Annotated in this window: 21 protein-coding genes; 7 read left to right on the top strand and 14 right to left on the bottom strand. The window is 70.2% G+C overall.

Translation table 11 applies throughout. The features are described from left to right. Nucleotides 1-420 precede the first annotated feature (420 nt). Nucleotides 421-852 (bottom strand): hypothetical protein, encoded by a 432-nt coding sequence (locus tag ACIHAX_RS34385; RefSeq protein ID WP_364437207.1) that lies wholly within the window; start codon nt 850-852, stop codon nt 421-423. A gap of 196 nt (nt 853-1,048) precedes the next feature. Between ACIHAX_RS34385 and ACIHAX_RS34380 the strand changes: the two genes are divergently transcribed. The 4 genes from ACIHAX_RS34380 (at nt 1,049) to ACIHAX_RS34365 (ending at nt 5,428) form a co-directional block, all read left to right on the top strand. After that, on the top strand, nt 1,049-1,660 hold the full coding sequence (locus tag ACIHAX_RS34380) for a heme-copper oxidase subunit III (protein ID WP_039797061.1): 612 nt from the start codon (nt 1,049-1,051) through the stop codon (nt 1,658-1,660). A gap of 86 nt (nt 1,661-1,746) precedes the next feature. Then, nucleotides 1,747-2,610, top strand: a complete 864-nt coding sequence (locus ACIHAX_RS34375) for a cytochrome c (protein ID WP_355079581.1) — start codon at nt 1,747-1,749, stop codon at nt 2,608-2,610. 26 nt (nt 2,611-2,636) lie between these two features. Continuing rightward, nucleotides 2,637-3,812, top strand: coding sequence for a ubiquinol-cytochrome c reductase iron-sulfur subunit (locus tag ACIHAX_RS34370; RefSeq protein ID WP_355079687.1), 1,176 nt, complete (start codon nt 2,637-2,639; stop codon nt 3,810-3,812). Next, a complete protein-coding gene (locus ACIHAX_RS34365; RefSeq protein WP_364437202.1) occupies nt 3,809-5,428 on the top strand; it encodes a ubiquinol-cytochrome c reductase cytochrome b subunit in 1,620 nt (539 codons plus the stop codon). Before ACIHAX_RS34370 ends, ACIHAX_RS34365 begins: the two co-directional genes overlap by 4 nt. Before the next feature lie 68 nt (nt 5,429-5,496). Here the strand turns inward: ACIHAX_RS34365 and ACIHAX_RS34360 are convergent, their stop codons facing one another. After that, entirely contained in the window at nt 5,497-5,997 is a 501-nt protein-coding gene (locus ACIHAX_RS34360; RefSeq protein ID WP_355079585.1) for a polyadenylate-specific 3'-exoribonuclease AS, read from the bottom strand. A 377-nt stretch (nt 5,998-6,374) separates the two neighbouring features. Between ACIHAX_RS34360 and ACIHAX_RS34355 the strand changes: the two genes are divergently transcribed. Next, the gene (locus ACIHAX_RS34355) at nt 6,375-7,760 is read left to right on the top strand and encodes a class II 3-deoxy-7-phosphoheptulonate synthase (RefSeq protein WP_355079587.1); all 1,386 of its coding nucleotides are present in this window, start codon (nt 6,375-6,377) and stop codon (nt 7,758-7,760) included. 55 nt (nt 7,761-7,815) lie between these two features. On the opposite strand, the gene pknB is transcribed toward ACIHAX_RS34355, so the two are convergent. Next, nucleotides 7,816-9,777, bottom strand: a complete 1,962-nt coding sequence (pknB, locus tag ACIHAX_RS34350; RefSeq protein ID WP_364437197.1) for a Stk1 family PASTA domain-containing Ser/Thr kinase — start codon at nt 9,775-9,777, stop codon at nt 7,816-7,818. Nucleotides 9,778-9,895: 118 nt separating this feature from the next. Between pknB and ACIHAX_RS34345 the strand changes: the two genes are divergently transcribed. Continuing rightward, nucleotides 9,896-10,264 carry an Rv2175c family DNA-binding protein gene (locus tag ACIHAX_RS34345; RefSeq protein ID WP_355079591.1) on the top strand — a complete coding sequence of 123 codons (369 nt, stop codon included), beginning with the start codon at nt 9,896-9,898 and terminating at the stop codon, nt 10,262-10,264. Between the two features lie 684 nt (nt 10,265-10,948). Here the strand turns inward: ACIHAX_RS34345 and ACIHAX_RS34340 are convergent. The 4 genes from ACIHAX_RS34340 to ACIHAX_RS34325 all read right to left on the bottom strand — a co-directional run bounded on the left by ACIHAX_RS34340 (nt 10,949) and on the right by ACIHAX_RS34325 (nt 16,489). Further along, on the bottom strand, nt 10,949-11,968 hold the full coding sequence (locus ACIHAX_RS34340) for a phytoene/squalene synthase family protein (protein WP_355079593.1): 1,020 nt from the start codon (nt 11,966-11,968) through the stop codon (nt 10,949-10,951). Next, nucleotides 11,965-13,686, bottom strand: a complete 1,722-nt coding sequence (locus tag ACIHAX_RS34335; RefSeq protein WP_355079595.1) for an alpha-(1->6)-mannopyranosyltransferase A — start codon at nt 13,684-13,686, stop codon at nt 11,965-11,967. The genes ACIHAX_RS34340 and ACIHAX_RS34335 overlap by 4 nt, the downstream gene beginning before the upstream one ends. Nucleotides 13,687-13,749: 63 nt before the next feature. Then, on the bottom strand, nt 13,750-15,333 hold the full coding sequence (crtI, locus tag ACIHAX_RS34330) for a phytoene desaturase family protein (RefSeq protein WP_364437191.1): 1,584 nt from the start codon (nt 15,331-15,333) through the stop codon (nt 13,750-13,752). Between the two features lie 22 nt (nt 15,334-15,355). Beyond that, nucleotides 15,356-16,489: a polyprenyl synthetase family protein gene (locus ACIHAX_RS34325; protein WP_397281772.1), complete on the bottom strand. Its 1,134-nt coding sequence runs from the start codon at nt 16,487-16,489 to the stop codon at nt 15,356-15,358. A gap of 185 nt (nt 16,490-16,674) precedes the next feature. Between ACIHAX_RS34325 and ACIHAX_RS34320 the strand changes: the two genes are divergently transcribed. Further along, nucleotides 16,675-17,676 carry a methylenetetrahydrofolate reductase gene (locus ACIHAX_RS34320; RefSeq protein WP_355079598.1) on the top strand — a complete coding sequence of 334 codons (1,002 nt, stop codon included), beginning with the start codon at nt 16,675-16,677 and terminating at the stop codon, nt 17,674-17,676. Between the two features lie 418 nt (nt 17,677-18,094). Here the strand turns inward: ACIHAX_RS34320 and ACIHAX_RS34315 are convergent, their stop codons facing one another. The 7 genes from ACIHAX_RS34315 to ACIHAX_RS34285 all read right to left on the bottom strand — a co-directional run bounded on the left by ACIHAX_RS34315 (nt 18,095) and on the right by ACIHAX_RS34285 (nt 25,477). Continuing rightward, entirely contained in the window at nt 18,095-19,252 is a 1,158-nt protein-coding gene (locus ACIHAX_RS34315; protein ID WP_397281769.1) for an LLM class flavin-dependent oxidoreductase, read from the bottom strand. Further along, a complete protein-coding gene (locus tag ACIHAX_RS34310; protein WP_397281767.1) occupies nt 19,249-20,055 on the bottom strand; it encodes a DUF1684 domain-containing protein in 807 nt (268 codons plus the stop codon). Before ACIHAX_RS34310 ends, ACIHAX_RS34315 begins: the two co-directional genes overlap by 4 nt. Further along, nucleotides 20,052-21,422, bottom strand: coding sequence for an NtaA/DmoA family FMN-dependent monooxygenase (locus tag ACIHAX_RS34305; RefSeq protein ID WP_364437181.1), 1,371 nt, complete (start codon nt 21,420-21,422; stop codon nt 20,052-20,054). The genes ACIHAX_RS34310 and ACIHAX_RS34305 overlap by 4 nt, the downstream gene beginning before the upstream one ends. Beyond that, the gene (locus ACIHAX_RS34300; RefSeq protein ID WP_397281765.1) at nt 21,419-22,552 is read right to left on the bottom strand and encodes an LLM class flavin-dependent oxidoreductase; all 1,134 of its coding nucleotides are present in this window, start codon (nt 22,550-22,552) and stop codon (nt 21,419-21,421) included. Before ACIHAX_RS34300 ends, ACIHAX_RS34305 begins: the two co-directional genes overlap by 4 nt. Next, nucleotides 22,552-22,884 (bottom strand): hypothetical protein, encoded by a 333-nt coding sequence (locus ACIHAX_RS34295; RefSeq protein ID WP_397281763.1) that lies wholly within the window; start codon nt 22,882-22,884, stop codon nt 22,552-22,554. Before ACIHAX_RS34295 ends, ACIHAX_RS34300 begins: the two co-directional genes overlap by 1 nt. Nucleotides 22,885-23,060: 176 nt before the next feature. Continuing rightward, a complete protein-coding gene (locus ACIHAX_RS34290; protein WP_397281761.1) occupies nt 23,061-24,683 on the bottom strand; it encodes a dipeptide ABC transporter ATP-binding protein in 1,623 nt (540 codons plus the stop codon). Beyond that, on the bottom strand, nt 24,680-25,477 hold the full coding sequence (locus ACIHAX_RS34285) for an ABC transporter permease (RefSeq protein WP_397281800.1): 798 nt from the start codon (nt 25,475-25,477) through the stop codon (nt 24,680-24,682). Before ACIHAX_RS34285 ends, ACIHAX_RS34290 begins: the two co-directional genes overlap by 4 nt. Between the last annotated feature and the right edge of the window lie 113 nt (nt 25,478-25,590).

Raw genomic sequence — 25,590 nt, 5'->3', positions numbered from 1 at the left:
CCGTGGGGGCGGGTTTGGGCCCCCCGCCCGTTAGCCCCTCCGGCCCCCCGCCGGCCCCCCCCAACCCCCCCCCCGGGCCGCGAACGGAACAGGCTCGGTCTCGCTTCGCTCGAAAGACGTGGTTGGGGTGCGCTGGGCGCGTTGGTGGTCGAGGCCGGGGCGGGGCGCGCGGTTCGGGAGTTGTGCTGGCTCGGCCACGGCTTCGTCGCGCGTGAGTTGTCGCCCCCTTTGTGGCTCGCGAACGGCGGATGCTCGGTCTCGCTTCGCTCGAAAGACGTGGTTGGGGTGCGCCGGGCGCGTTGGTGGTCGAGGCCGGGGCGGGGCGCGCGGTTCGGGAGTTGTGTTCGCTCGGCCACGGCTTCGTCCCACGCGCGAGTTGTCGCTGCCGGAGTCGTCGGGGAACCCGGGTCGGCGGGGCTGTTACGGCTGCGGGCTCGGTTGCAGGGCGTCCCAGCCGTCGGCGTGGCCGTCGTGGCGTTGGGCGAGACCGACCATGCGGGAGCGCTCCTGGGAGCAGTGCAGGGCGTCGAGCAGTTGCACGCGCCGCAGGATCAGCGGCTCGAACTCGTCGGTGCCCGGGCCGCTCACCTGCGGTGCGGGGGAGTAGCCGTCCTGCGCGGCGATCGCGCAGACGGCCTGTACGTGCCGGGGCGGGATGCGCAGGTGATGCCGCAGCACGGCGGGAGCATCCGGTGCCAGCCCCGTCGCGCGCGCCAGCGCGGCCGAACACGCCTCCGCGTCGTCGAAGCTCGACGCGACCACGACCAGGTCCGCCCGGTCCGGGTCGAGAGCGGTGTCCCGGTCCCGCCGGAACAGTCGTCGCCACAGTCCCGGCGTCGCCTTCACCTTCATCTCAGCTTCTCCTTACCCTCGCCTGTCATGCTGGCCGGGCGTTCGTCCGCGCGTGCGACTCGTTCCCGGTTCGCGCATCCGGCTCGTACCGGCCCTGCCTGGTCGAGAGCCCGCTCTCCCTGCGTTTTCCGACACGGAGGAACGAGTTTCGTACCCGGCTACTGCCGTCGTACTACGACGAGTCATACTTACCCCCGTGACGACCGCAGTAGGGACCCCAGGATCGGCCATTACCCAGCGTGTGCATTCGCTGAACCGGCCCAACATGGTCAGCGTCGGTACCATCATCTGGCTGTCGAGCGAGCTGATGTTCTTCGCCGGCCTGTTCGCGATGTACTTCGTCGCCCGCGCCCAGGCGCACGGTAACTGGCCGCCGGAGCCGACCGAGCTGAACCTGAAGCTCGCAGTGCCGGTCACGACCGTGCTGGTCGCGTCGTCGTTCACCTGCCAGATGGGCGTGTTCGCCGCGGAGAAGGGCGACGTGTTCGGCCTGCGCCGCTGGTACGTCATCACTCTGATCATGGGCGCGTTCTTCGTCGGCGGCCAAGGCTACGAGTACATGAACCTCGCGCACGAGGGCACCACGATCTCCAGCAGCTCCTACGGCTCGGTGTTCTTCATCACCACCGGCTTCCACGGTCTGCACGTCATCGGCGGTCTGATCGCGTTCGTGTTCCTGCTCATGCGCACCAAGGTCAGCAAGTTCACCCCCGCGCAGGCCACCGCCGCGATCGTCGTCTCCTACTACTGGCACTTCGTCGACATCGTGTGGATCGGGTTGTTCGCCACGATCTACTTCGTCCGCTGATCGTGGTCGCCGCGCCGCCTCGGCGGGCGCGGCGCGACCCGAGATCTTTCGCACAAGTCGGTTCCGTCTACTCCAAAGGGACACAGATGAGTTCATCTCCCCCGTCAGCGCCAGAGCCCGCCAGCCCCGGGAACGGCCAGGCCAGCAAGACGCGCAGGCAGCGGCGCGTTCGCCGTCGCATCGCGGGCGGACTTGCGCTGCTGGTGGGCCTCGTCGGAGCAGGCTTCCTGGCATCGGCCCTCACGCCGGACCCGCAGCGGGCCACCGCGCACGAGGACCAGTCCGCGCTCATCCGCGAGGGCGAGCAGCTCTACGACACGTCCTGCATCACCTGCCACGGCGCGAACCTGCAGGGTGTGGCCGACCGTGGTCCCAGCCTGATCGGCGTCGGCGAGGCCGCGGTCTACTTCCAGGTGTCCTCCGGCCGCATGCCGATGGCCCGTAACGAGGCCCAGGCGCAGCGCAAGCCGCCGAAGTTCGACGCCCACCAGACCGACGCGCTGAGCGCGTTCGTGGCTGCCCACGGCGGCGGTCCGACCGTGGTCCGCGACGCCAACGGCGAGGTCGCCCAGGAGTCGATGCGCGGCGACGACATCGCCCGCGGCTCGGAGCTGTTCCGCATGAACTGCGCGTCCTGCCACAACTTCACCGGACGCGGCGGCGCGCTGTCCTCCGGTAAGTTCGCGCCGCCGCTGGAGCCGGCGAGCGAGCAGCAGATCTACGCCGCGATGATCACCGGCCCGCAGAACATGCCGAAGTTCTCCGATCGCCAGCTGAGCGCGGAGGAGAAGCGCGACATCATCGCCTACGTCAAGAACGCGACCGAGGAGCACAGCCCGGGCGGCTGGGATCTCGGCGGGTTCGGTCCCGCGACCGAGGGCCTCGCCATCTGGGTGGTCGGCATCACGCTCGTCGTCGGCGCCGCGATGTGGATCGGATCCAGGTCATGAGCAATAGCGAGAAGGAGCGAGACGACATGGGTCGGCCGGATGAGGGCCACGACGCGCATCTGTCGAAGGAGCAGTCGGTGAACGCCAACCCGGCGGAGCCCACCGAGGCGGACCTCGACAAGATGTCGCGTGACGAGCTGGTCAAGCTCGGTACCGAGCGCGACGGCGTCGACGTCGCCTACCGCCGCGAGCGCTTCCCGATCCCCGGGACCCGGGCGGAGAAGCGCGCCGAGCGCGCGGTCACCTTCTGGTTCGCCGTGTCCGGCATCGCGGCCGCGGCGCTGGTCGGTGTGTTCCTGTTCTGGCCGTGGGAGTTCAAGGCCAAGGACGAGGAGGGCCACGGGCTCTACTCGCTGTTCACCCCGCTGGTCGGCCTGACCTTCGGCATCTCGGTGCTGGTCATCGGCGTCGCGGTCGTGCTGATCCGCAAGCTGTTCATCCCCGCCGAACTCTCCATCCAGGAGCGGCACGACGGTCCGTCGCCGGAGGTCGAGCGCCGCACCCTGGTCGCCGAGCTGCAGGACGCGCTGGACACCTCCACGCTCGGCCGCCGCAAGATGATCACCCGCACCGCGGGCGCGGGCGTCGGTGTACTCGGCGTCGGCGCGCTGCTGGTGTTCGTCGGCGGTCTGATCAAGAACCCGTGGGCCAAGGGCGACAAGTCGCCGCTGTGGGTCTCCGGCTGGACCCCGGACTACCCGGGCGAGACCATCTACATCCGCCGCGACACCGGTCGCCCGGAGGACGTGGTGCTGGTGCGTCCGGAGGACCTGGACGCGGGCGCCATGGAGACGGTGTTCCCGTGGAAGGAGAAGTGGCGCGGTGACGAGCACGCGACCCTGCAGTCGCTGCGCGGCATCCGCAACGCCGTCATGCTGATCCGCCTGCGTACCGAGGACGCGCAGAAGGCGATCAAGCGCAAGGGTCAGGAGAGCTTCAACTACGGCGACTACTTCGCCTACTCGAAGATCTGCACCCACCTCGGCTGCCCGACCTCGCTGTTCGAGCAGCAGACCAACCGGATCCTGTGCCCCTGCCACCAGTCGCAGTTCTCCGCGACCGAGTGGGGCAAGCCGGTCTTCGGTCCCGCCGCTCGCGCGCTGCCGCAGCTGCCGATCACCGTCAACGCTGAGGGCTTCCTGGTCGCCAACGGCGACTTCATCGAGCCGCTCGGCCCGGCCTACTGGGAGCGCCGTTCATGAGTCCTTCAGTCGCAGCCCAAGCCAGCGAGGCGGACGAGCGCTACCGCGCCGCCGCGTTCATGAAGCGGTCGATCAACAAGGTCTTCCCGACGCATTGGTCGTTCCTGCTCGGCGAGATCGCGCTCTACAGCTTCATCATCCTGCTGCTGTCGGGCGTCTACCTGACCTTGTTCTTCGATCCCTCGATGAGCGAGGTCGTCTACAACGGCGCCTACCAGCCGCTGCGCGGCGTGACCATGTCGCGCGCCTACGAGACCGCGCTGAACATCACCTTCGAGGTCCGCGGCGGTCTGTTCGTCCGCCAGGTCCACCACTGGGCGGCCCTGCTGTTCGCGGCGTCGATCATCATCCACCTGTTCCGTATCTTCTTCACCGGCGCGTTCCGCAAGCCGCGTGAGGCGAACTGGGTGATCGGCTCGCTGCTGCTGATCCTGGCGATGTTCGAGGGCTTCTTCGGTTACTCGCTGCCCGACGACCTGCTCTCCGGCACCGGCCTGCGGGCCGCGTTCGGCGGTATCACCATGAGCATCCCGATCGTCGGTACCTGGATGCACTGGCTGATCTTCGGCGGTGACTTCCCCGGCGAGATCATCATTCCGCGGCTCTACATCGCGCACGTGCTGTTGTTCCCCGGCATCATCCTGGCGTTGATCGCCGCGCACGTGGCGCTGGTGTGGTACCAGAAGCACACCCAGTTCCCCGGCCCAGGCCGCACGGAGAACAACGTGGTGGGCGCCCGGATCGTGCCGGTGTTCGCCGCCGACCAGGGCGCGTTCTTCGCCTTCACCCTCGGCATCGTGGGCATCATGGGTGGCGTGTTCCAGATCAACCCGATCTGGAACCTGGGTCCGTACAACCCGTCGCAGGTGTCGGCGGGTTCGCAGCCGGACTTCTACATGATGTGGACCGACGGCATGGCGCGATTGATGCCGCCGTGGGAGCTGTACCTGGGCCGTTACACCGTGCCCGCCGTCTTCTGGGTCGCGCTGATCATGGGCCTGGTGTTCACGGTGCTGATCGCCTACCCGTGGATCGAGAAGCGGCTCACCGGCGACAACACCGCGCATCACAACCTGTTGCAGCGTCCGCGTGACGTCCCGGTCCGGACCGCGATCGGCGCGATGGCCATCGCGTTCTATGTGGTGCTCACGCTGTCGTGCGTCAACGACATCCTCGCGCTGAAGTTCGACATCTCGCTGAACGCGACCACCTGGATCGGCCGCATCGGCCTGCTCGTCGCCCCGCCGGTGGCGTACTACCTCACCTACCGGTTCTGCCTCGGCCTGCAGCGCAGCGACCGGGCGGTGCTCGAGCACGGTATCGAGACCGGTGTGATCAAGCGCCTGCCGCACGGCGAGTACATCGAGGTGCACCAGCCGCTCGGCCCGGTCGACGACCACGGCCACCCGATCCCGCTGGAGTACCAGGGCGCGCCCGTGCCGAAGAAGATGAGCAAGCTGGGTTCGGCAGGCAAGCCCGGCACCGGCAGCTTCCTGCGCGCGGATCCGCAGGAGGAGAGCGATCGGCACTTCGAGATCGAGCACGCCGAAGAGCACAAGCAGCTGAAGGTGCTGCAGCAGGCGCAGGAGGCGGCGAACGGCAAGCACGGCCACTGACGCCCCGGCCACGGAAAGGCCCCGAGTCGAATACGACTCGGGGCCTTTTCGCGTCTATGCCGCCTATGTCAGAGGCGTGGCGCCGCGCGGCGTGCGGCCTCGATTGCCTCGAATTTGGCAAGGTTGTGCCGGGCGTCGGCGAGCGCGTCGTGCGCGTCCGGCGGGATCGGCGGAAGTTCGGGACGGCCGTGCGACTCCCAGTGCTGGCGCAATTCGTTGGTGTAGCGCGGCAGCGCGTTGGGCAGATCGACCATCGAGCCCCACAACTGGCACAGGGCGACGTGATCGTAGGCGGACACCCAGGCCCACAACTCCGGCTGCACGGTCGGCCGCGGCACCAGGAACGCGTACAGCTCGTCGCGGATCCGGTCGCGGCTGCGCCACAGCGGAGAGGAGGGCGAAGGCAGCTGCGGCAGTACGAATTTGCGCACCCAGGGCCCCGCACGTTCGGCATCGAATTCGGTGGACACCGCGTAGTACTCCCGGCCGTCCTCGCAGACGACGCCGATGGAGACCAGATCGATGGTCACTCCGTCCTCGATGAATTCGCAGTCATAAAAATATCTCAAGCACTGTGCCTCTCTGATATCTGCGCTGGCAGGGATTTCGGCAGCAATTGGGTGCGGAATGGCTGGTGTTCTCGTATGCAGTGTAGAAGGTCGTGCACGGAGGGTACGAGCGCGAGGGCCGTGTGGCAAGGAGAGAATCCTGCCCTGGAAACTGGATAGAAGAATCCTTCGGAAATGGATTTTCGTCATATCGCCGGTATCAAGTCGGGCCACCGAAAATCCTCGAATTCCGCGATGGCGCTGAAGACGACAAATCGAACCACACGGTGTTGCTCCGCGGCGGCACCCGCTGGGCAGAACACATTCACCCTGGGTGGAGCGATTCCAGCCCTGGGACTGGGTGTCCCCACGGGGCGTGCGGTCCGTATTCTGAACTCGTGAACTGGACCGTCGACGTACCCATCGATCGCCTGCCGGAACTGCCGCCGCTGCCCACCGAGCTGCGCAGGCGGTTGGACGACGCGCTGGCGCGGCCCGCGCTGCAGCAGCCGTCCTGGGATCCGGAGCAGGCGGCCAACATGCGCACAGTGCTGGAGAGCGTCCCGCCGATTTGCGTGCCCGCCGAGGTGGAGGAGCTGCGTGGCCAGCTGGCCGAGGTGGCCCGCGGTGAAGCGTTCCTCCTGCAGGGCGGCGACTGCGCGGAGACCTTCGCCGACAACACCGAGCCGCACATTCGCGGCAATATTCGTACTCTTCTGCAAATGGCGGTGGTGCTCACCTACGGCGCGAGCCTGCCGGTGGTGAAGGTCGCGCGGATCGCGGGCCAGTACGCCAAACCGCGCTCCTCGGACACCGATTCGCGCGGGCTCAAGTCCTACCGCGGCGACATGGTGAACTCGCTGGTCGCCGACGCCGCGCTGCGCGAGCACGACCCGTCGCGCCTGGTCCGGGCCTACGCCAACGCGAGTGCGGCAATGAACCTGGTGCGCGCGCTGACCGGCGCGGGCATGGCCGACCTGCACAAGGTGCACGACTGGAACCGCGACTTCGTGGCCAAATCGCCCGCTGGCGCGCGCTACGAGGCGCTGGCCGAGGAGATCGACCGCGGCTTGAGGTTCATGACCGCGTGCCGGGTGAACGACCCGAGCCTGAAGTCGGCCCGCATCTACGCCAGCCACGAAGCGCTCGTGCTGGACTACGAGCGCGCCATGCTGCGCCTGAGCGAGAACGCGATCGGCGAGCCGGTGCTCTACAACCTGTCGGCGCACTTCCTCTGGATCGGCGAGCGCACCCGCCAGCTCGACGGCGCGCACATCGCGTTCGCGGAACTGCTGGCCAACCCGATCGGCCTGAAGATCGGCCCGTCCACCACGCCCGAGCAGGCCGTGGAGTACGTCGAGCGGCTCGACCCGAACAACGAGCCGGGCCGGCTGACCATCGTGTCCCGCATGGGCCACAGCAAGGTCCGCGACGTGCTGCCGCCGATCATCGAGAAGGTGCAGGCCACCGGTCACCAGGTGATCTGGCAGTGCGACCCGATGCACGGCAACACCCACGAGTCGTCCACCGGCTTCAAGACCCGCCACTTCGACCGCATCGTCGACGAGGTGCAGGGCTTCTTCGAGGTGCACCACGCGCTCGGCACGCATCCCGGCGGCATGCACATCGAACTCACCGGAGAGGACGTCACCGAATGCCTCGGCGGCGCCCAGGACATCTCCGACCTCGATCTGTCCGGCCGCTACGAGACCGCCTGCGACCCCAGGCTGAACACTCAGCAGTCGCTGGAGTTGGCGTTCCTCGTCGCCGAAATGCTGCGCTGAGGTCCGATCCCCGGCCGCGCGGTCTTCCCTGACCCCGCGGCCGGTGCGCTTTCCGCTAGGGAAGGGCCACGATGGTGACCGTGTCGCCCGCCTCCAGGTTGACCCCGATGGCCGGAGTCTGTGAGACCACCAGGGAGCTGTCCGCGCGCGCCAACTGCTTCACCTCGACCCGCAAACCGAGACTCTCCAGCTTGGCGCGGGCGTTGGCCACGGTCCACCCGCGGACGTCGGGCATCTTCAAAGCGTTGGAGATCAGCAGGACGACGCCGTCGCCCGATTGGATGGTTGCGCCCGCGCCCGGCTGGGTGCCGATGGCCTTGTCCGCCTCGACGCTGCGGTCGAACTGAGGTTTGGTCTCACGCACCGCGATGCCGGCGGCGGTGAGGATCTTGGTGGCTTCGTCGGTCGACTTGCCGCGCACGTCGGGAACCTTCACCGGCTGGGAACCCTTGCTGCGGTATACCTTCACCTGCGCGCCGAGAGGCAGCACGGTCCCCGGGTTCGGTTCCACCCGGGCGACCGTCCCCTTGGGCGCGGTATTGGACACCTCGCCCGCGTCGACCGGTTGCAGGCCGTTGTCCCGGATCAACTGGTTGACCTTCGACACCTGGTCACCCGCTTTGACGTCCGGCACCTTCGGCTTGCCGTTGGAGACCAGGACGGCGACCGTCGACCCTTTGGTGATCTTGGATCCGGCCGAAGGGTCGCTGCCGACCACGCCGCCGACCGGGATCGCGTCCGACGCCTTCTGGCGGATCTCGGTCTCGAAGCCGGCATTCTGCAGGGTGGCGACCGCCTTGTCGGTGTCCAGCCCCGCGATGGGTGGCACCGCCGAATAGCGGCCGACACCGAGCCACCAGCCGCCGATGCCGACCAGCAGTGTGAGAACCGCGACGATGGCCACCCATACCCAGACCGTGCGCCGCGAGCGGTTGATGTCGTCGGAATACGGCGGATACGGCGCCGCGGGATGCGCTTGGCGCACCGGTTGCGGCCGGTCGTAAGCATCCGGCGCGTCATGGTCGATGCGGGGCCGCTGGGCGGTGACCACTCTGGTGTGCTGCACCGGCTGCGGCGGGTGGGCAGACGCCCCGGCGAAGCCGGGCTGGTCGTCGCGATCCGGCTGCACGGCTCGGTAGCCGGCGCTGAGATGCTCGGCGGAGTCCTGCGGCGCGGGCACCCGATAGGCGGGTAGCCGCAGCTCGGCGCCGATCAGCCGCAGCGCGGCCGCCATCTCGTTCGCGTCCGCGAACCGGTGCGCGGGTTCGCGCGCGGTCGCCTTGGCGACCAGTTCGTCGAACTCGGGCGGTACCCCGGAGATGAAAGCGCTCGGACTCGGCACATCGTTCTCGATGCGTTGATAGGCCACCGAGATCGACGTGTCGCCGGTGAACGGAACCCGGCCGGTGAGCAACTCGAAGATCAGCACGCCGAAGGAGTAGACGTCGCTGCGCGAGTCGGCGGAACCGCTGGTGACCTGCTCGGGCGACAGATAGGCGGCGGTGCCGAGGATGACGCTCGCCGATGTGGTGTTCGCCGCCGCCACCGCGCGCACCAGACCGAAATCGGCGATCTTCACCTCGCCCGCGTCGGAGATCAACACGTTCTCCGGCTTGATGTCGCGGTGCACCAGTCCCGCGGAGTGCGCGACGCCGATGGCCGCGAGTACGGGTTCGGCGACAGCGCGCACGGCGTGCGGCGGCATCGGGCCGCGTTCGCGCAGCAACTCGCGCAGCGTGCCGCCCTCGACCAGCTCCATGATCAAGAAGGGGTGATCGCCGTCGATGCCCTGGTCGTACACCGCGACCAGAGAAGGATGCTTGAGTTTGGCGACCGCGCGCGCCTCGAACTCGAATCGGGACAGGAACTGGGGGTCGCCCGCGAACTTCGGATCCATCACCTTGATGGCGACCGGCCGGTCCAGGCGGGTGTCGACCCCGCGGAAGACCATCGACATTCCGCCGCGGGCGATCGGCGCATCGATCCGATAGCGCCCTTCCAGCATCTGGCCGATCAAGAGAAGTCCTCCGGCTTTCACAAAGTCAGCCGCTCCGTGCGGCCCCCACGATGGTATCGACTCGCACCACCCCGGGTGTCTCACGACGTGCGGCGCGCGACCGTCTACCGTTGTCCGGGTGAGTGCATTTCCCTGCAGTGACGACGTCCTTCCGCAGTCGGTGACCCTGGTGTCGCTGCCGGAGGTGGCCGAGCGACTCGGGCTTGTGGTAACCCGGGTGCACCAGATGTTGCGCGACCATCAATTGATCGCCGTCCGCAGAGAAGGCGTGGCGGGTGTCCCCGAGCGGTTCTTCGACGACACCGGCGCGGTCGTGAAGCCGCTGCCCGGCCTGATCACCGTGATGCGCGACGCCAAGTACACCGACGAGGAGATCCTGGAGTGGATCTTCACCGACGACGACACCCTGCCCGGCAAGCCGGTCGACGCCCTGCACGGGCCCCTTGCCCGCGAAGTCCTGCGCCGGGCCGCCGCGGATCCGTTCTGAGTTTTTGGCCGCGCGGGCGCGGCGTGTTCGCGGCCCTCTTGTGGCTCGCGGGCCGCGAACGGAACAGGCTCGGTCTCGCTTCGCTCGAAACCTGTGGTCGAGGTGGTGTGCTTGCGTCCGGTGTGACCTCGCTACCAGGGGTTTCGCTGTTGCCGCGGGCCCGAGGTCCGCGCTGGTGGGATTGCTGCCCCTGTTGTGCCGGTTCTACCGGGCTTGCGCGGCGCATGCGCGGTCTCGCTGCGCTCGAATCCTGTGGTTGAGCTGGTGTGCGTCGGGTGGTGACCTCGCTACCAGGGGTTTCGCGGTTGTCGCAGGGCTGATTTCCGTGGGGGTGGCATCGGTGCGGCTGCTGTGCCTGTTCTATTGAGCTTGCGTGGTGGTGCTCGGTGTCGCGTCGCTCGGATCCTGTGGTCGAGGTGTGTGTGGTTGTGTCGGGTGGTGACGTCGCTACCAGGGGTTTCGCGGTTGCCGAGCGGCCTGGAGGTCCTCGCTGGCGGCACCGCGGCGCGGCGTGTCGGTTCGGCCGCGCTCGGAGGTTGGGCTGGTGCTCTTACGTTGGACAGGGCGAGGCCTCGTTGGCGGTGGCGGGGCGCTGATGGTGGCGTCTTGTCCGGGCCGTCGCTCGGAGGAGGGATGGATCGTGAAGCTGCAATCGGACCAGTGCCGAAAGAATCGGGGCCGTGGTCAGCGGGTGAGGCGGCCACGGAGTGTGGCGGTGGTGAATTCGGTGGCGGCTATGCGGAGGCGGTGGTGGCGGGGGACTACCGCGCGGTGGCCGAAGACGGCGTAGTCGCTGCGCTCGATGTGGTGCAGGATGTCCGAGTAGAGGGTGGCCGCGGTGCGGATGGCGGGGCGTACTCGCGGTTCGAGCAGGTCGATGCCGGGTTCGGCGCGGCGGTAGAGGTCGCGGTTGACCGCGATGAGATGGGCGAGGGCACGTCGGACGCGCGGATCGGTCCGGCCGGTGCGGCGACATTCGAACAGCAGGGCGTCGTCGACGCCGAACGCGGCGAGGGCGTCGGCGGGTAGGTAGACGCGGTCGCGGTCGAGATCCTCCGCGACGTCGCGCAGGAAGTTGGTCAGCTGGAACGCCTCGCCCAGCGCGGCGGCGGCGGGCTCGGCCGCGGACACCGGGACGACCGTGCCGAGCACCGGCAGCAGCTGCAAGCCGATCGCGGCCGCCGAGCCGCGCATGTATTCGCGCAGCTGCGCCATGGTGGCGTAGCGATTACGGAACGCCGGGGCGCCCGGCGCGTCCATTCGCATGGAATCCAGGAACGTCCAGAAGTGCTGCGCGGCAATGTCATAACGGTGGATGGTGTGGGTGACCGCCGCCAGGACGAGGGCGCGCGGCCGCGGACCCGATTCCCAGCTCCGGTCGTTCTGCCGGTCGGCGGAAGAAGCGTGCGGTGCCGCGCTCGCGCTGCCGGGGCGCGATTCCAGTGCGGCCCGCAGGTCCCGTTCGATCAGATCGAGTTCCGCGGCCGGGTCGCGATCGTGTGCCGCGGCGGGACGGCCCGCCCGGTCGACGACGTCGTCCACCATGCGCGCGAACGCGTACAGCGCGTGCACGGCGGGTCGTCGTTCGGCCGACAGCAGCCGGGTGGCCAGGAAATAGGTGCGGCCATGGGTGGCCGCGATCTGCCTGCACTCGCGGTAGGCGAGCGGCAGCAGCGCGGAACCCGGTAGGCGGTCCTCGGTCATGGTGTGGCGGCGCGCGAAGCGGTGGCCTCGCCGGGCGTGGCCGCGACATCGCCCGGCGGCGTGGCGCGCAGGCGCAGCGGGTCCACCGTGCGCAGCGACAGCGCCGCCACGACCGCGGCGAAGGTGGCGGCGACGACGTGCCAGAAGTTGTACAGGCCGATCGAACCGTCCGGCTGGAAGACCAGCATGAGCCAGGTGCACAAGCCGACCAGCGCCATCAGCGTCGTGGTGGACAGCGCGAACCCGGCGGCCAGCGCCAGCGGCCACGAGTAGTACCAGGGCAGTGCGGCGGGCGACAGGATGACGATCGCGACGAACGCGATGAGGATGCCGAGCACCGCCTCCCGCTCGCTGTGCCGGAACCGCCACCAGGTCCACGCGAGCACCGCGACCAGGGCCAGCGCGCACATCGCGCGGGTCACCTCGAGCACCGATTCCAGCCGCAGCGGGGTGATCCAGGTGACCGCGTGCGCCATCACGGTCGGCAGCGACAGCCAGTTGATGATCTTCTTGGACCCGGACAACGCCGTCAGCCAGCCGATGCCGACGCCCGCGATGGCCGAGGCGGCGACGAAGACGACCGCGAACACGCTCAGACCGAGCCCCGCGATCTTGCCGAACATGAGTGCGGGATGCGGCATGTCCTCGGTGGGCTCCGCGGCGTCTCCGGGTTGCTCACTGGCGGGCAGGTGCGCCGGGTCGCGCCCGACCCGCTGCGCGGCCCGGCGTTCGCGTTCGTGCAACATCCAGATCCAGACCAGGAACGGCAGCGCCACACCCGCGGTGGCCTTGATGGCCACGCCGATGGCGACGACGACGATGCCCGCAACATGGTGGCGCTCCAGCACCAGCGCGATACCCGCGCACATCAGGCCGACCATCAGCATCTCGTTGTGCACGCCGCCGATCAGGTGGATGAGTACCAGCGGGTTGAGCACCGCCAGCCACAGCGCGACGGTCGGCTTGCCGCCGAGGTGCTTGGTCAGATACGGCACCGCCCACATCATCAGCGCCAGGCCGGGCAGCATGACCAGCCGCATCGCGATGGTGCCCGCCACCACGTTGTCGCCGGTCACGGCGGTGATCGCGCGCCCGAGCAGCAGGAACACCGGGCCGTACGGCGCGGTGGTGGTGGTCCACACGGGGCTCACGTTGTCCAGCAGCACACCGGGATTCGCCACCGGACCGACCTGGTATGGGTCGAAGCCGTCGCGCAGCAGCGCGCCCTGTGCGAGGTAGGAGTAGGCGTCGCGGCTGAACATCGGCACGGCGAACAGCAGCGGCGCGATCCAGATGCCGACGATGGCGCGCAACTCGTTCAGCGTCACCTCGGCGTCGGTCCGGTCGCCCGTGCCGATCGTGGCGCGCCCGAGGCGCACCCACGCGGTGATCATGAGCAGCACGCCGATCCAGATGCAGATGGTCGACAGCGCGTAGCCGTGGCCGAACCGCAGCCAGGACAGGTGCATGGCTTCGAGCAGCGGGTCCCGCTTGCGGACGCTGCCCGCGCCGAACCCGCCGAACATGATCATGATCGCGCCGAAGAAGCCGAGCAGTGCGGCATGGCCCTCGGGGCTTCTGGCGAAGTCGGCGGAGGTGCGGACCCACCACAGGACACCGCGAGGGGTGGCCGATTCGCGACCTGCGGAGGCGGGCGACGAGGAGCGGACGTCACCGGCGGAGGCGGCCTCTGCGGTGCGCGTTTCGGGGGATGCCATCTGGTGTCGGTCCCCCCGAATGGTCGGCGGTCGCAACCGCGAGCGAATAGGTCGGCGCTTAGTTTACGGCGTCGCCTCGAACACTATCCGGCTGGTGCGCGGGGTTCCAGGCGAAGTGGGCGCGATCGCGCGGGCAATACGGTTTGCCGCCAGTTTTCCGGAGAGCAAGGCGGTCGGCACGCCCACACCAGGAGTGGTGCCGCAACCAGCGATAACCACATTGTCGCTGGAACGCGGGAAATTGCTCGGCCTGAAGGGACCGGTCTGGCGGAAGAGGTGAGCGGCGGAGAACGGTGTGCCCGCGAGCATGCCGCGGTCGAGCCACGTCCGCGGTGTGTCGAGCCGGTCGACGGCGAAATGCTCGGCGATGCCCCGATAACCGCGCGCTTCCAGCACGGCGAGCAGCTCGCGGAGATAGGCGGGGCCGAGACGCGGCCAGTCCAGCGGCGCCGCCGAAAGATTCGGGCACGGCGCCAGCAGGGAGAACGGCTCGTGACGTCCGTCGGCGCGTTCGATGAACAGGCTCGGATCGGTCAGCGCGGGCCGGGTCAGCAGCAGCGAGGGGTCGCTCATCAGCCTGCCGTGGCCCCGACGGGCCGTGATCTCGGCGAATGTCCGATCCCAGGCCTGCCCGAACTCGATGGTGTGGTGGGCCTGCACCGGCCAGTCCGCCGCGACGGCGGCGGGGACGGTGCCGTGCGCGACGACCGCCGACGGCGAAGCGCGCAGCCCGCGCCGGGGCCGCACGCCGAGCCGGTCGAGCGAGCCGAGATCTGCGGTGAGCACCAGCGCGTCACAGTCGAACGAACGCCCGTCGGCGGTGCGAGCGCGCCGGGCGCGGCGGTCCGCGTAGTCGATCCCGACCACTTCGGCGTTCAGTTCCAGCGTGCCGCCCGCCTCGGTGAACGCCTGCGCCAGCGCAGCGGCGATCGCCCGCATCCCGCCCTCGGGGAAATACACGCCGAGCGAGGTGTCCATGTGCGGGATCGCGCCGTACACGGCGAGCGCCCGCGCGGGCGGCATGCCCGCGTAGAGCGCCTGGAAGGTGAACAGTCGCGCCAGGCGCGGGTCCCGCAGGAACCCGCGCACCCGGGGACCGAGCCTGCCGAAGCCGCCGAGTCGCACCAATTCGGCCAGGGCGCGGCGCTTCTCGGGGACGCGCACCATATCCAGCGGCGAGTCGAAGTTGGTGTCCATGAACTCGGTGAACTCGGCCGCGTAGATCCGCGCCAGCCAGGCGCGCAGCCGCCGGTATCCCCGTGCCTCGGCCGGGCCGCAGGCCCGCTCGACTTCCGCGGCCATCGCGTCCGGATCGGCGAAGACCCTGATCTCGGCGCCGTCGGCGAACCGGGCGTGATAGCCAGGAGCCAGCCGGTGGATGCGCAGCGGGGGCACGCAGGTCTCCGGGGCGCGGCCGACGGCGGCGAGCGCATCGGTGATCAGTTCGGGCAGCGTGAGGACGGTGGCGCCGGAATCGATGTCGTAGTCGGCGCCCCGGTAGCGTCCGACCCGGCCACCGGGGTGGTCGGCCCGCTCGAGCAGCGTCACCGTGCGACCCGCACCGGTCAGATACAGGGCGGCCGAAAGCCCGGCCAGTCCCGCACCGACCACCACGACGCGATCGGTCGGTCCCGCAACGGTTCTCATCGGAGTCTCCTCGCCGTGGCGCTCACGCGGCACGCTTGGTGGCGGCCAGCGCCATGGCGCGCAGCCGTTCCTTGGCCGCGGGCGTCGCCGAGCTGGCCTCGATGGCCGCCAGGCCGGTGTCGGTGAGTTCGGTGATGCGGCGCTCCACTTCGTCGACCGCGCCGAGTTCGACCAGCAGAGCGCGCAGCCGCTGCACCTGCTCCGCGCTCAGGTCGGTGCCGATGCTCGAGCGCAGCAGCGCGGCCGCGGCGGGATCGGCGTCGTCGGCGCGTCGCAGCGCTTCGGCCAGCAGCACGGTGCGCTTGCCCTCGCGCAGGTCGTCGCCGGAGGGCTTGCCGGTGACCGCCGGATCGCCGAACACGCCGAGCAGGTCGTCGCGCAGCTGGAAGGCGATCCCGATCGCGGTGCCGAACTCGCGGTAGGCCTCGATCAGCTCCTGACCAGCGGCGGCGATCGCGGCGCCGAGATGCAGCGGGCGTTCGACGGTGTAGGCGGCGGTCTTGTAGCGGTTGATCCGCAGCGCGGCCTCGACCGATTCGTCGCCGCCCGCCTCGCCGCTGATGTCGAGCAGCTGGCCGCCGAGCACCTCGGTGCGCATGTCGGCCCACACCGGCGCAAACCGGGCGATGGCCGCGGGGGCGAGGCCGGACGCGTGCACCATGTCATCGGCCCAGGACAGCGCCAGATCTCCGATCAGGATGGCCACGCTGGCGCCGAAGTGCGCCGAGTCGCCGGACCATCCGCGGTCGCGGTGGCGCTGCTCGAAGTCGACGTGCACGGTGGGGAATCGGCGGCGGGTGCGGGAGGAGTCGATGATGTCGTCGTGGACCAGCGCGCACGCCTGGACGAGCTCGAGCGCGGAGCACGCGGTGAGCACCGCGGCGGCGTCGGGGGCGTGCGGATCGCCGCCCGCTCCGAGCCAGCCGGTCCACGCGAACGCCGGCCGGGTGCGTTTCCCGCCGCGGAGCACGAACTGCTCGAGTGCGTCGGTGGCCTCGACGAAGACCGGCCCGAGGCGCTCGGTCGTCGAGCGGCGGGTGGCGAAGAAATGGGTCAGGGCGTCTTCCACGGCGGTGACGAAGGCGGGGGTGCCCGGCTGCGGCACCGCTGGGCGCGGCGTCTGAGTACCGGTTGCGGCGGACAGAGGAGCCTCCAAGGTCGTGCGGATGGTGGACGCACGGGGTCGCGGAGGGTGCCCGGGCGCTGCGGATGATTCGGGGCCGAGCGAGGGGCGGTCGCGCGTGTCGCTCGGCGTGGCGAACAACTCGCCCGATGCGAAGAATACGCGGAGGGTCCGAGCGACCCGACAGGGCCGCCACCGGCCACCTCTACACTGAACCGGTGACTTTCGACAACGTGCGGGGCGGCTCGACCCCTGGCCGGGCGTCCCGGACGCACCCGAACGTCTCCGCCACACCGTCGGTCGTGGAGAGTCTGCGGGCGCACGCGGGGCACGCGGTGCCGTTCTCCGTGGAGTTCAATCCGCCGCGCGACGCCGCCGCCGAAGCGCGGCTGTGGCGCGCCGTCCGGCAGTTCGAGTGCATGCACCCCGCGTTCGTATCGATGACCTACGGCGCGGGCGGTTCCACTCGCGACCGCACTGTCCGCGTGACCGGGCAGCTGGCGCAGGAGACGACGCTGCTGCCGGTCGCGCACCTGACCGCGGTGGAGCACAGCGTCGCGGAGCTGCGCTCGCTGGTCGGCGCGTACGCCGACTCGGGCATCCGCAACATCCTGGTGCTGCGCGGCGACCCCCCCGGTGACCCCCTCGGCGAGTGGCACAAGCATCCCGACGGCGTCTCCTACGCCGAGGAGCTGGTGCGCATCGTGCGCGACCTCGGCGATTTCCACGTCGGCGTGGCCTCCTTCCCGCAGGGCCACCACCGCTCGCCGGACCTGGCGACCGACACCGCGTTCCTGGCCGCGAAACTGCGTGCGGGAGCGGAGTATTCGATCACCCAGATGTTCTTCGACGTCGAGCACTATCTGCGTCTGCGCGATCGCCTCGTCGCGCTCGACCCGATCGAGGGCGCGAAGCCGATCATTCCGGAGCTGATGCCCATCACGTCGCTGCGCACGGTGCAGCGCGCCGAGGAGCTGTGTGGCAGGCCGCTGCCCGCCGCCGTGCTGGACCGGCTGCGCAAGGCGGCGGGCGACGACGGTGAGGAGAACGCCGCGGCGGTGCGCGCGGCGGGCATCGAGATCGCCACCGAGATCGCCCAGCGGCTGATCGACGAGGGCGCGCCCTGCCTGCATTTCATCACGCTCAATTTCGCCAAGGCGACCAGTGAGGTACTGACCAATCTCGGTTACGGCGTCACGGCTACTCCGGTCAGCGCCTGACCGCGCACGGGGTCCTCTGATCACGGCGCGTCGAGCCGGCGGTGTTCAGCGGTGCGCGTACGGGTGGTCGTCCGGAATGCGTGTCGAGTCGAACGGCCGATCACCGGTCGGGCGGTCGTCCGGAACGTGCGCGTCGAGCCGAGTGGGCGATCACCGGTCGGGCGAGTGTCCGGAACACGCGTCGGGCCGAATCGGCGTTGAGCGGTAGCGGGCGGTGCTCCGGTGCCGGTGCGGCCGAGCCGAGTCGGCGATCACCGGTCTGGTGAGTGTCCGGAACACGCGTCGAGCAGAGTTGGCGTTCAGCGGTAGCGCGCGGTGCCGGTGCCGGTGCGGCCAGCCGGACGCCGATCGACGGAACCCGGGCGAGATGATCCCGGAGTCTGCCGGTGCGCACGAGGACGCACCGGCAGGGCCCTGGTCAGGCGGCGCGAGCCGCGCGCAGTCCCCATGCCTCGGCGAGCAGCCGATACGATTCCAGGCGATCGGCGTGCTGATGAGTGATCGTGGTGACGAGCAACTCGTCCGCCCCGCTGACGCGTTGCAGCGCGGCGAGCCGTTCCGCGACCGTGCCGGGTGATCCCACGAACTGGGTGGCAAGGCGGTCGTCGACCAGACGCCGCTGCTCCGCGGTGAGCGGCGCGATGGTCGCCGGATCGGGATAGTCGGCCGCTCCCGCCCCGCTGCGGATGCTGTGCACCCAGTGACCGTAACTGGCGGCCAGCCGCTGTGCGGTCGCGTCGTCCTCGGCCACGACCACGTCCGCGGAGATCACCACGTACGGCTCGGCCGAGTCGGCGGACGGGCGGAACGCCGCGCGATACGCCTCGATCGCGTCCAGCGCGGTGCCCGGCGAGACGTGATATGCCGCGGCGAACGGCAGCCCCAGCCGCCCGGCCAGCTCCGCGCTCTCGCCGCCGGTACTGCCGAACAGCCACAGCCGTACCTGTGCGTTCTCACCGGGAACAGCGTGCAGCGCAACGCCTTCCGGGCTGACGAAACTACCGGCCAACAGGGCGTGCACCTCGCCGATCTGCTCGGCGAAATCCAGCGGCTCCGCGCCGCGCTGCTGCAACGCGCCCACCGAGGCGATGAATTTCGACCGGTCCAGGATGCGGCCCGGGTCGAACGGCGGCGGAACGACCACGCCGTCGCGGATCTCGGTGCGCCCGGTCACCGCGTCGACCACCGGTTTACCGCCCTTGTTGCGCCCGGCTTCGGCCCCGAACTGGCTGCGCCGATGACCCGACCGGCCCAGCCCCAGGTCGAGCCGGCCCGGGTACAGCGCGTCGATCGTGCCGAACGCCTCCACGATCGAGGCCGAGGTGTGATGACCTACCTGCACGGCCGCCGAACCCACGCGGATGCGCTTGGTGGCCGCGGCGACCAAGCCGATCAGGGTGATCGAGGAGGAACTGGCCACCCTGACGAAGTGGTGCTCGGCCAGCCAGTACCGGTGGTAGCCCCACTGTTCGGCGTGCTGGGCCAGATCGACGGTGTTGCGCAGCGCCTGCTGCGCGGTGGAGCCCGCGCTGATCGGGGACAGGTCCAGGATCGATAGGGGAACGGACCCGCTCATGCCGCACGCCCCTGCCGCGGATCCTGCTCGCCCGCTTCGATGGCCACGCGCAGCCGGTTCTGCGCGGGCGCCACCGGGCAGGTCGCGAAATCGGTGAACGCGCACGGCAGATTCGCCGCGCGGTTGAAGTCCAGCACCACCGTGCCGTCCGCCTCCGGTGCGCCCACGGTCAGTGACCGTGCGGCCGGGTAGGTCGTCACACCGCTGGTCGCGTCGGTGAACAGCACGCGCAGGTCGTTCCGGTCGCCGAACGCGACGACCCGTTCGGTCACCTCGCCGATGCGGAATTCGATGGTGCCCGCGGCGCTGTGGTGGTGTTCGAGTCCCTCGATCACCGAGCCGGTGACCACGGTCCGCTGTTCCTCGAACGGGGTGAACCGCCCGGAGAGCACCCAGCGTGGATCGGGTCGATACGACGGGATGCCGTCGAAGGTGAGCAGGGCGGGGGAGGCCGGGTCGTGCACCCGGACGGCGTAGCGACCTGTGCGGCGGATCACCTCGAGCACCCGGCGCTCCTGCCGGACGTGCAGTCCGGGCGCGCCTTCGGCGGGGGTGACGATCTGCACGCCTGCGATGCCGAGCCCGTCGTACTCCAGCCGGTCGGCGGGCTGGGCGGTGATGAACACCTTCTCGTCGGTGACCCACCAGGTGCCGGGGACATCCGGCAGCCGCTCGGGGCGGTCGGTGAGCCAGTGCAGCCCGGTCAGGCTGAGAAAGCCGAGCGGGTCGCGCAACTGGTCCTCGCGCGCGTGGTGCCAGCGCGCCCACTCGGTCTCGAAAACGCTGGTGATGCTGGTGGTCATGACGCTATGGCTCCTTCGTGGGCGGTGGTGCGACGGTGGGGATGGCGCAGGCCGAGGTGGTCGCGCAAGGTGGTTCCGGCGTACTCGGTGCGGAAGCTGCCGCGCTCCTGGAGTTCCGGGACGACCCGGTCGACGAACTCGTCGAGCCCGTGCGGGGTGAGGTGCGGGACCAGGATGAATCCGTCGGCGGCGTCGGATTGCACATAGGTGTCGATCTGCTCGGCGACCGACGCGGGCGTGCCGATGAACTGCTGGCGCGCGGTGACCTCGATGATCAGCTCCCGGATGCTGAGCCCGCCCGCTTCCGCCTTGGCCCGCCAAGCCTCGGCGACCGCCCGGGGGTCCTTGGCGTGCCGTACGCGGCCGCGGGTGACGGTGACGTCGTCGGCGGGCTCGACCTCCGGCAGCGGGCCGTCCGGGTCGTAGCCGGAGAGGTCGCGGCCCCAGACCTGCTCGAGGAAGGCGATCGCGGTCTGCGGACCGACCTGCTGCAGGCGGATGTGCCGGGCGCGCTCCTCGGCTTCGGCCTCGGTGTCTCCGAGGACGAAGGTGGCGGCCGGGAGGATCTTCAGCTCGTCGGGGGTGCGCCCGTATTTGGCCAGGCGGCCCTTGAGGTCGGCGTAGAAGCGCTGCCCGTCCGCCAGGGTGCCGTGGCCGGTGAAGATCGCGTCGGCCGTGGCCGCGCCGAATTCCCGGCCGTCGTCGGAGTCGCCCGCCTGCAGCAGCACCGGGTGGCCTTGCGGGCTCGGCGGGAGCACGAATCGGGCGGCGATGTCGAATTGCGTTCCGCGATGCCGGGTTTCCGGGATGTCGCGGGCGAACACCCCGGCCTCCCGATCGACGACCAGGTAGTCCGCGGCCCAACTGTCCCACAACGCCCGGGTCACCTCGACGGTCTCGGCCGCGCGGCGGTAGCGCTGCCCGTGCTCGAGATAGCCGCCGCGCCGGAAGTTCGCACCGGTGAACGCGTCGGAGGAGGTCACGACGTTCCAGGCCGCGCGCCCGCCGGAGAGGTGGTCGAGCGAGGCGAATTGCTTGGCCAGCTCGAACGGTTCGTTGTAGGTGCTGTTGATGGTGCCGGCAAGGCCGAGCTTCTCGGTCACCCCGGCCAGCGCGTTGAGCACGGTGAAGGTGTCCGGCCTGCCCACGACGTCCAGATCGTGGATGCGGCCGAGGTGTTCGCGCAGACGCAGTCCTTCGGCGAGGAAGAAGAAGTCGAACAGGCCGCGCTCGGCGGTCCGCGCCAGATGCTCGAACGACGCGAAATCGATCTGGCTGCCCGACTCGGGATCGCTCCAGACGGTGGTGTTGTTCACGCCGGGGAAGTGGGCGGCGAGGTGGACGGGCTTGCGGGGCTTGTCGGTCACGACAGCGTGCCTTCCGTGCTGGTGGCGTAGCGGCTCGCCGGGCGGGGCAGGCCGAGGCGAGCGCGTAAAGTGCCCGCGGGCAGCGGTTTCCGGTCCAGTGCGGGCAGCTGGCGCACGGCGGCGGGAAGCGCGAGGGGGCGCAGGACCACGCCGTCGGCGGCCTCGGCGGCGGCCACGTCCGCGAGCAGTTCACGCAGCGTCGCGGTGGTCCCGACGTGGCGCAGGGCGGTCGGCGCGGGGGTGCGGACCGGGTCGGCCCAGCTGTCCAGAGTGTGGACATCCACGCGTGCCGTGTCCGGGGAGTCCGCCAGATGGATGTCCAGATCCAGCAGCACCTGCACGCTGTCGGGGTCGCGTCCCGCGGCCGTCAGCGCAGCACGCACTTCGGTGCGCCGCGTCCGTGCCGCGTCGAGATCCGCCGCGTCGATCCGGATCAGGTCGGCGCGGCGCAGCGCGACCTCGGTGTCGGCCGCGCCGTCTGCGCGCACCGCGACGATCGGCTGACCTTGGGGCGAGCGCGGAGTGATCGATGGCCCCTTCACCGCGAAGTTGTCGCCGGTGAAGTCGATGTAGTGCAGTTTGTCCCGGTCGACGAAGCGGCCGGTCGCGGCGTCGCGGATCTCCGCGTCGTCCTCCCAGCTGTCCCACAGCCGGGTGACGACATCGATCGCCTCGTCGGCCTCGTGCCACAGCGCGGCCGCCTCCTGTGCCGGTTTGCGTCCGAACGCCCGCGCCTGCTCGTCTCCTTCGGAAACGGTGACCTCCCAGCCCGCCCGGCCGAGCGTGGCGAAATCCAGGCTCTGGAACGCCTTCGCCAGATGGAACGGCTCGGTGTGGGTGACCGGCGCCTGCGGGATCAGGCCGACGCGGTGAGTGGCGGCGGCGACGCGGGCGGCGATCGCGACCGCGTCGAGCCTGCCCCGGGTGGCGCCGGAGCCGCCGGGCTGCAAGCCGAACGAGTCGGGCAGGAACACCGCGTCGACGCCCGCCCGCTCGGCCGCGACGATCAGATCGACCCAGTACCGCCCGGTGAACAGGTCTTCGGCGCGTGAGTCGGCACGCCGCCAGGACGCGGGGTGCGCGCCGGTCCCCGCCGCCTCGACGGCGAGGAAGAGGCCGGAATCCGTCATCAGGCCGTGCCCTCCGCGTCGATCTGCTGCCGCAGCGCCGGGTGCGTGCCCGCTCCTGCGACATCGGGGGCCGAGAACAACGCCTGCTGCCACAGCGCGGCGCGTATGCCGGGCGAGGAGCGGACGACGCGGCGGTCCCGCTCGGCGCGGACCGGTGCGACCGCGTGGACCCGCGCGTTACCGGAGATCTCGGCGGCGCGCGGGGCGCGCAGGCGGGTGCGCCACCAGCGGGCCGGGTCGGCTCCGAAGGCGGCGGGGTCGGCTGGAACGTCCGGCGCGGCGGCCGGTTCGGCGTCGGCGTCGGGCTTCCGGTTGAAGGCGGAGTACACCATCAGGGCGATCCTTTTCGGTCGGTGCCACCATGTGCTCGGCTTGTGGCCGGTGGTGGGCTCCGGTGAGCGGGGAGGGGTAATCGCGGAGGACGAGACGGCGGGTTCCGGGCGGCTGCGGCACGGAGCCCAGCGCCGCCGGTTCAGCACGCGGCTGTGGCGGTAGGTCGGATTCGGCATCAGGACGCGCCTTTCGCCAGGGCGGGCGCCGGTATGGCCGACAACAGTTCACGGGTGTACTCGTGGCGCGGATCGCCGAAGATCTCGGCGGTGCGGCCGGATTCGACGATGCGGCCGTGCCGCAGCACCGCGACGTGATCGCTGATGCGGCGCACCACAGCCAGATCGTGCGAGATGAACAGGTAGCTCAGCGACAACTCGGCCTGCAGCCGGTCGAGCAATTCGAGAATCTGCGCCTGCACCGAGGCGTCCAGCGCGGAGACCGGTTCGTCGAGCACCAGCAGTTCCGGATGCAGCGCCAGCGCCCGGGCGATGGCGACGCGCTGACGCTGTCCCCCGGACAACTCGGCGGGCCTGCGCTGGGCGAAACCGGGCGGGAGCGCGACCTGCGCGAGCAGTTCCGCCACGCGGTCGCGGCGCTGCGCGCGGTTCCCGATGCCGAACGCGCGCAACGGTTCCTCGACGATCGCACCGACCCGCCAACGCGGATCCAGTGAGGCGTAGGGGTTCTGGTACACCACCTGGAAGCGTTTGCGCAGTGCGCGCAGCCGCGACCCGCGGGCCCGCGACAGCGACTGCCCGTCGAACGTGACCTCGCCGCGGTCGGGTTCGATGAGCCGCAGCGCGATCCGCGCGGTGGTGGACTTGCCCGATCCGGATTCGCCGACCAGCGAGAGGGTCTCGCCGCGACCGAGTTCGAAACCGACCCCGGCCACCGCCGTCACGCTGTCGCCCCCGTGCGCCCGGAAGGTCTTGTGCACCTCGCGCAAGACCAGTAGCGGCTCGCCCGTCCTGGGCTTGGGCTCGCGGTAGCCGTCGGCGGGCGCGAGGCTGGGTGAGGCGGCGAGCAGGCGCTTGGTGTACGGGTGGTGCGGCGTGGCCAGCAGTTCGGCGGTGGCGCCGCTTTCCACCACCTCGCCGCCGTTGAGCACGACCAGGCGGTCCGCGCGTTCGGCGGCGACGGCCAGATCGTGGGTGATCAGCAGCACCGCCGTGCCGCGCGCCGCGATCTGCTCGGCGAGCCGATCCAGTACCCGGCGCGCGACGGTCGCGTCGAGCGCGCTGGTCGGCTCGTCGGCGATGACCAGGTCCGGTGCGCAGGCCAGCGCCGAGGCGATCAGCACCCGCTGGCGCTGCCCGCCGGAAAGCTCGTGCGGGTACTGGGTGGCCCGTAGTTCGGGCCGGTCCAGTCCGGCGTCGGTCAGCAGCTCGATCGCCCGCGCCCGTGCCGCTTTGCGGTCGGCCAGTCCGTGTACCAGCAGCGATTCGGCGACTTGGTCGCCGATTCGCCGGACCGGATTCAGCGACAGCCCGGGGTCCTGCGGGACGAAGCCGATGCGCGCTCCCCGAAGCCGCCGCAGCGCGCGTTCGGAGCCGGTGTCGACCACGGCGCCGTCGAAGGTCACGGTGCCACCCGCGATCTCGGCGTTCGCGCCGAGCAGGCCGATCACGGCGTGGGCGAGCGTGGACTTGCCGGAACCGGACTCGCCGACCAGCGCCACCACCTCGCCGCGGGCCACGGTGAGTGACACACCGTCGAGCGCGGTGACCGGGCCGGTGTCCGAGCGGTAACGAACCCGCAGGTCCTCGACGTGCAGCAGTGGAGATGCCGGGGCGCTCACGCGCGTTCTCCCTTCCCGATCGCGCGGCCGAGGCGCTGCGCGGCGAGCACGACGGCGATGATGACGAGACCGGGCAGGGTGGTCATCCACCACGCGGTCGCGAGATAGTTGCGGCCCTCGGAGATCAGCGTGCCCCACTCGGGCGTGGGCGGCTTCGCGCCGTAGCCGAGGAAGCTCAGCGCCGACACGGCCAGCACCGCCATGCCGAATTCCACCGCGGCCAAGGCGAGTACGGGCTGGATGGAATTGGGCAGCACGTGCCTGGCCAGCACCGTGTACCAGCGTGCGCCCGCGGCGTGGGCGGCCTCCACGTACACCGCCTGGCGCACCCGCAGCACTTCCGATCGCATCACGCGGGCGAAATTGGCCACCAGCGAAATGCCCACCGCCAGCGCTACGTTGCGGGTGCCGAAGCCGAGCGCGGTGACCAGCGCGAGCGACAGCAGCAGCGAGGGCACCGACAGCAGCACGTCGACCAGCCGCATGACGACGGCGTCCACCACGCCGCCGACCGCGCCGGACAACAGCCCGAGCAGCGCCCCGGCGACCAGCGCTATGCCCACCGCGGCCAGGGTGGCGGTCAGCGAGAGCCCGGCGCCGTGCACCATCCGGGTGTACAGATCGCGCCCGAGATTATCGGTGCCGAACCAGTGTCGAGCGCTCGGGCTCTGCAACTTCTGCGCGGGCACGCCGGTCAGCGGGTCGCCACCGGCGAAGACCGACGGCGCCAGCGCCCACCCCACGGCGAGCAGCGCGACGGCGCCCGCCACCAGCAGTCCGGCATTGCCGCGCAGAGTCTTCCACCGCACGGCCGGTCGTCGCAGACCGGTCAGCACCGCTGCGTGCTGTTCCTCGGTGACGTCAACCACGGGTCCGTACCCCCTCGGCGAGTGGTGCGCCGAGCAGG

The sequence above is a fragment of the Nocardia sp. NPDC051929 genome (assembly GCF_044548645.1).
In the GTDB taxonomy this organism is placed as follows: Bacteria; Actinomycetota; Actinomycetes; order Mycobacteriales; family Mycobacteriaceae; genus Nocardia; species Nocardia sichangensis.
This window is presented reverse-complemented; position numbering and strand designations above follow the sequence as displayed.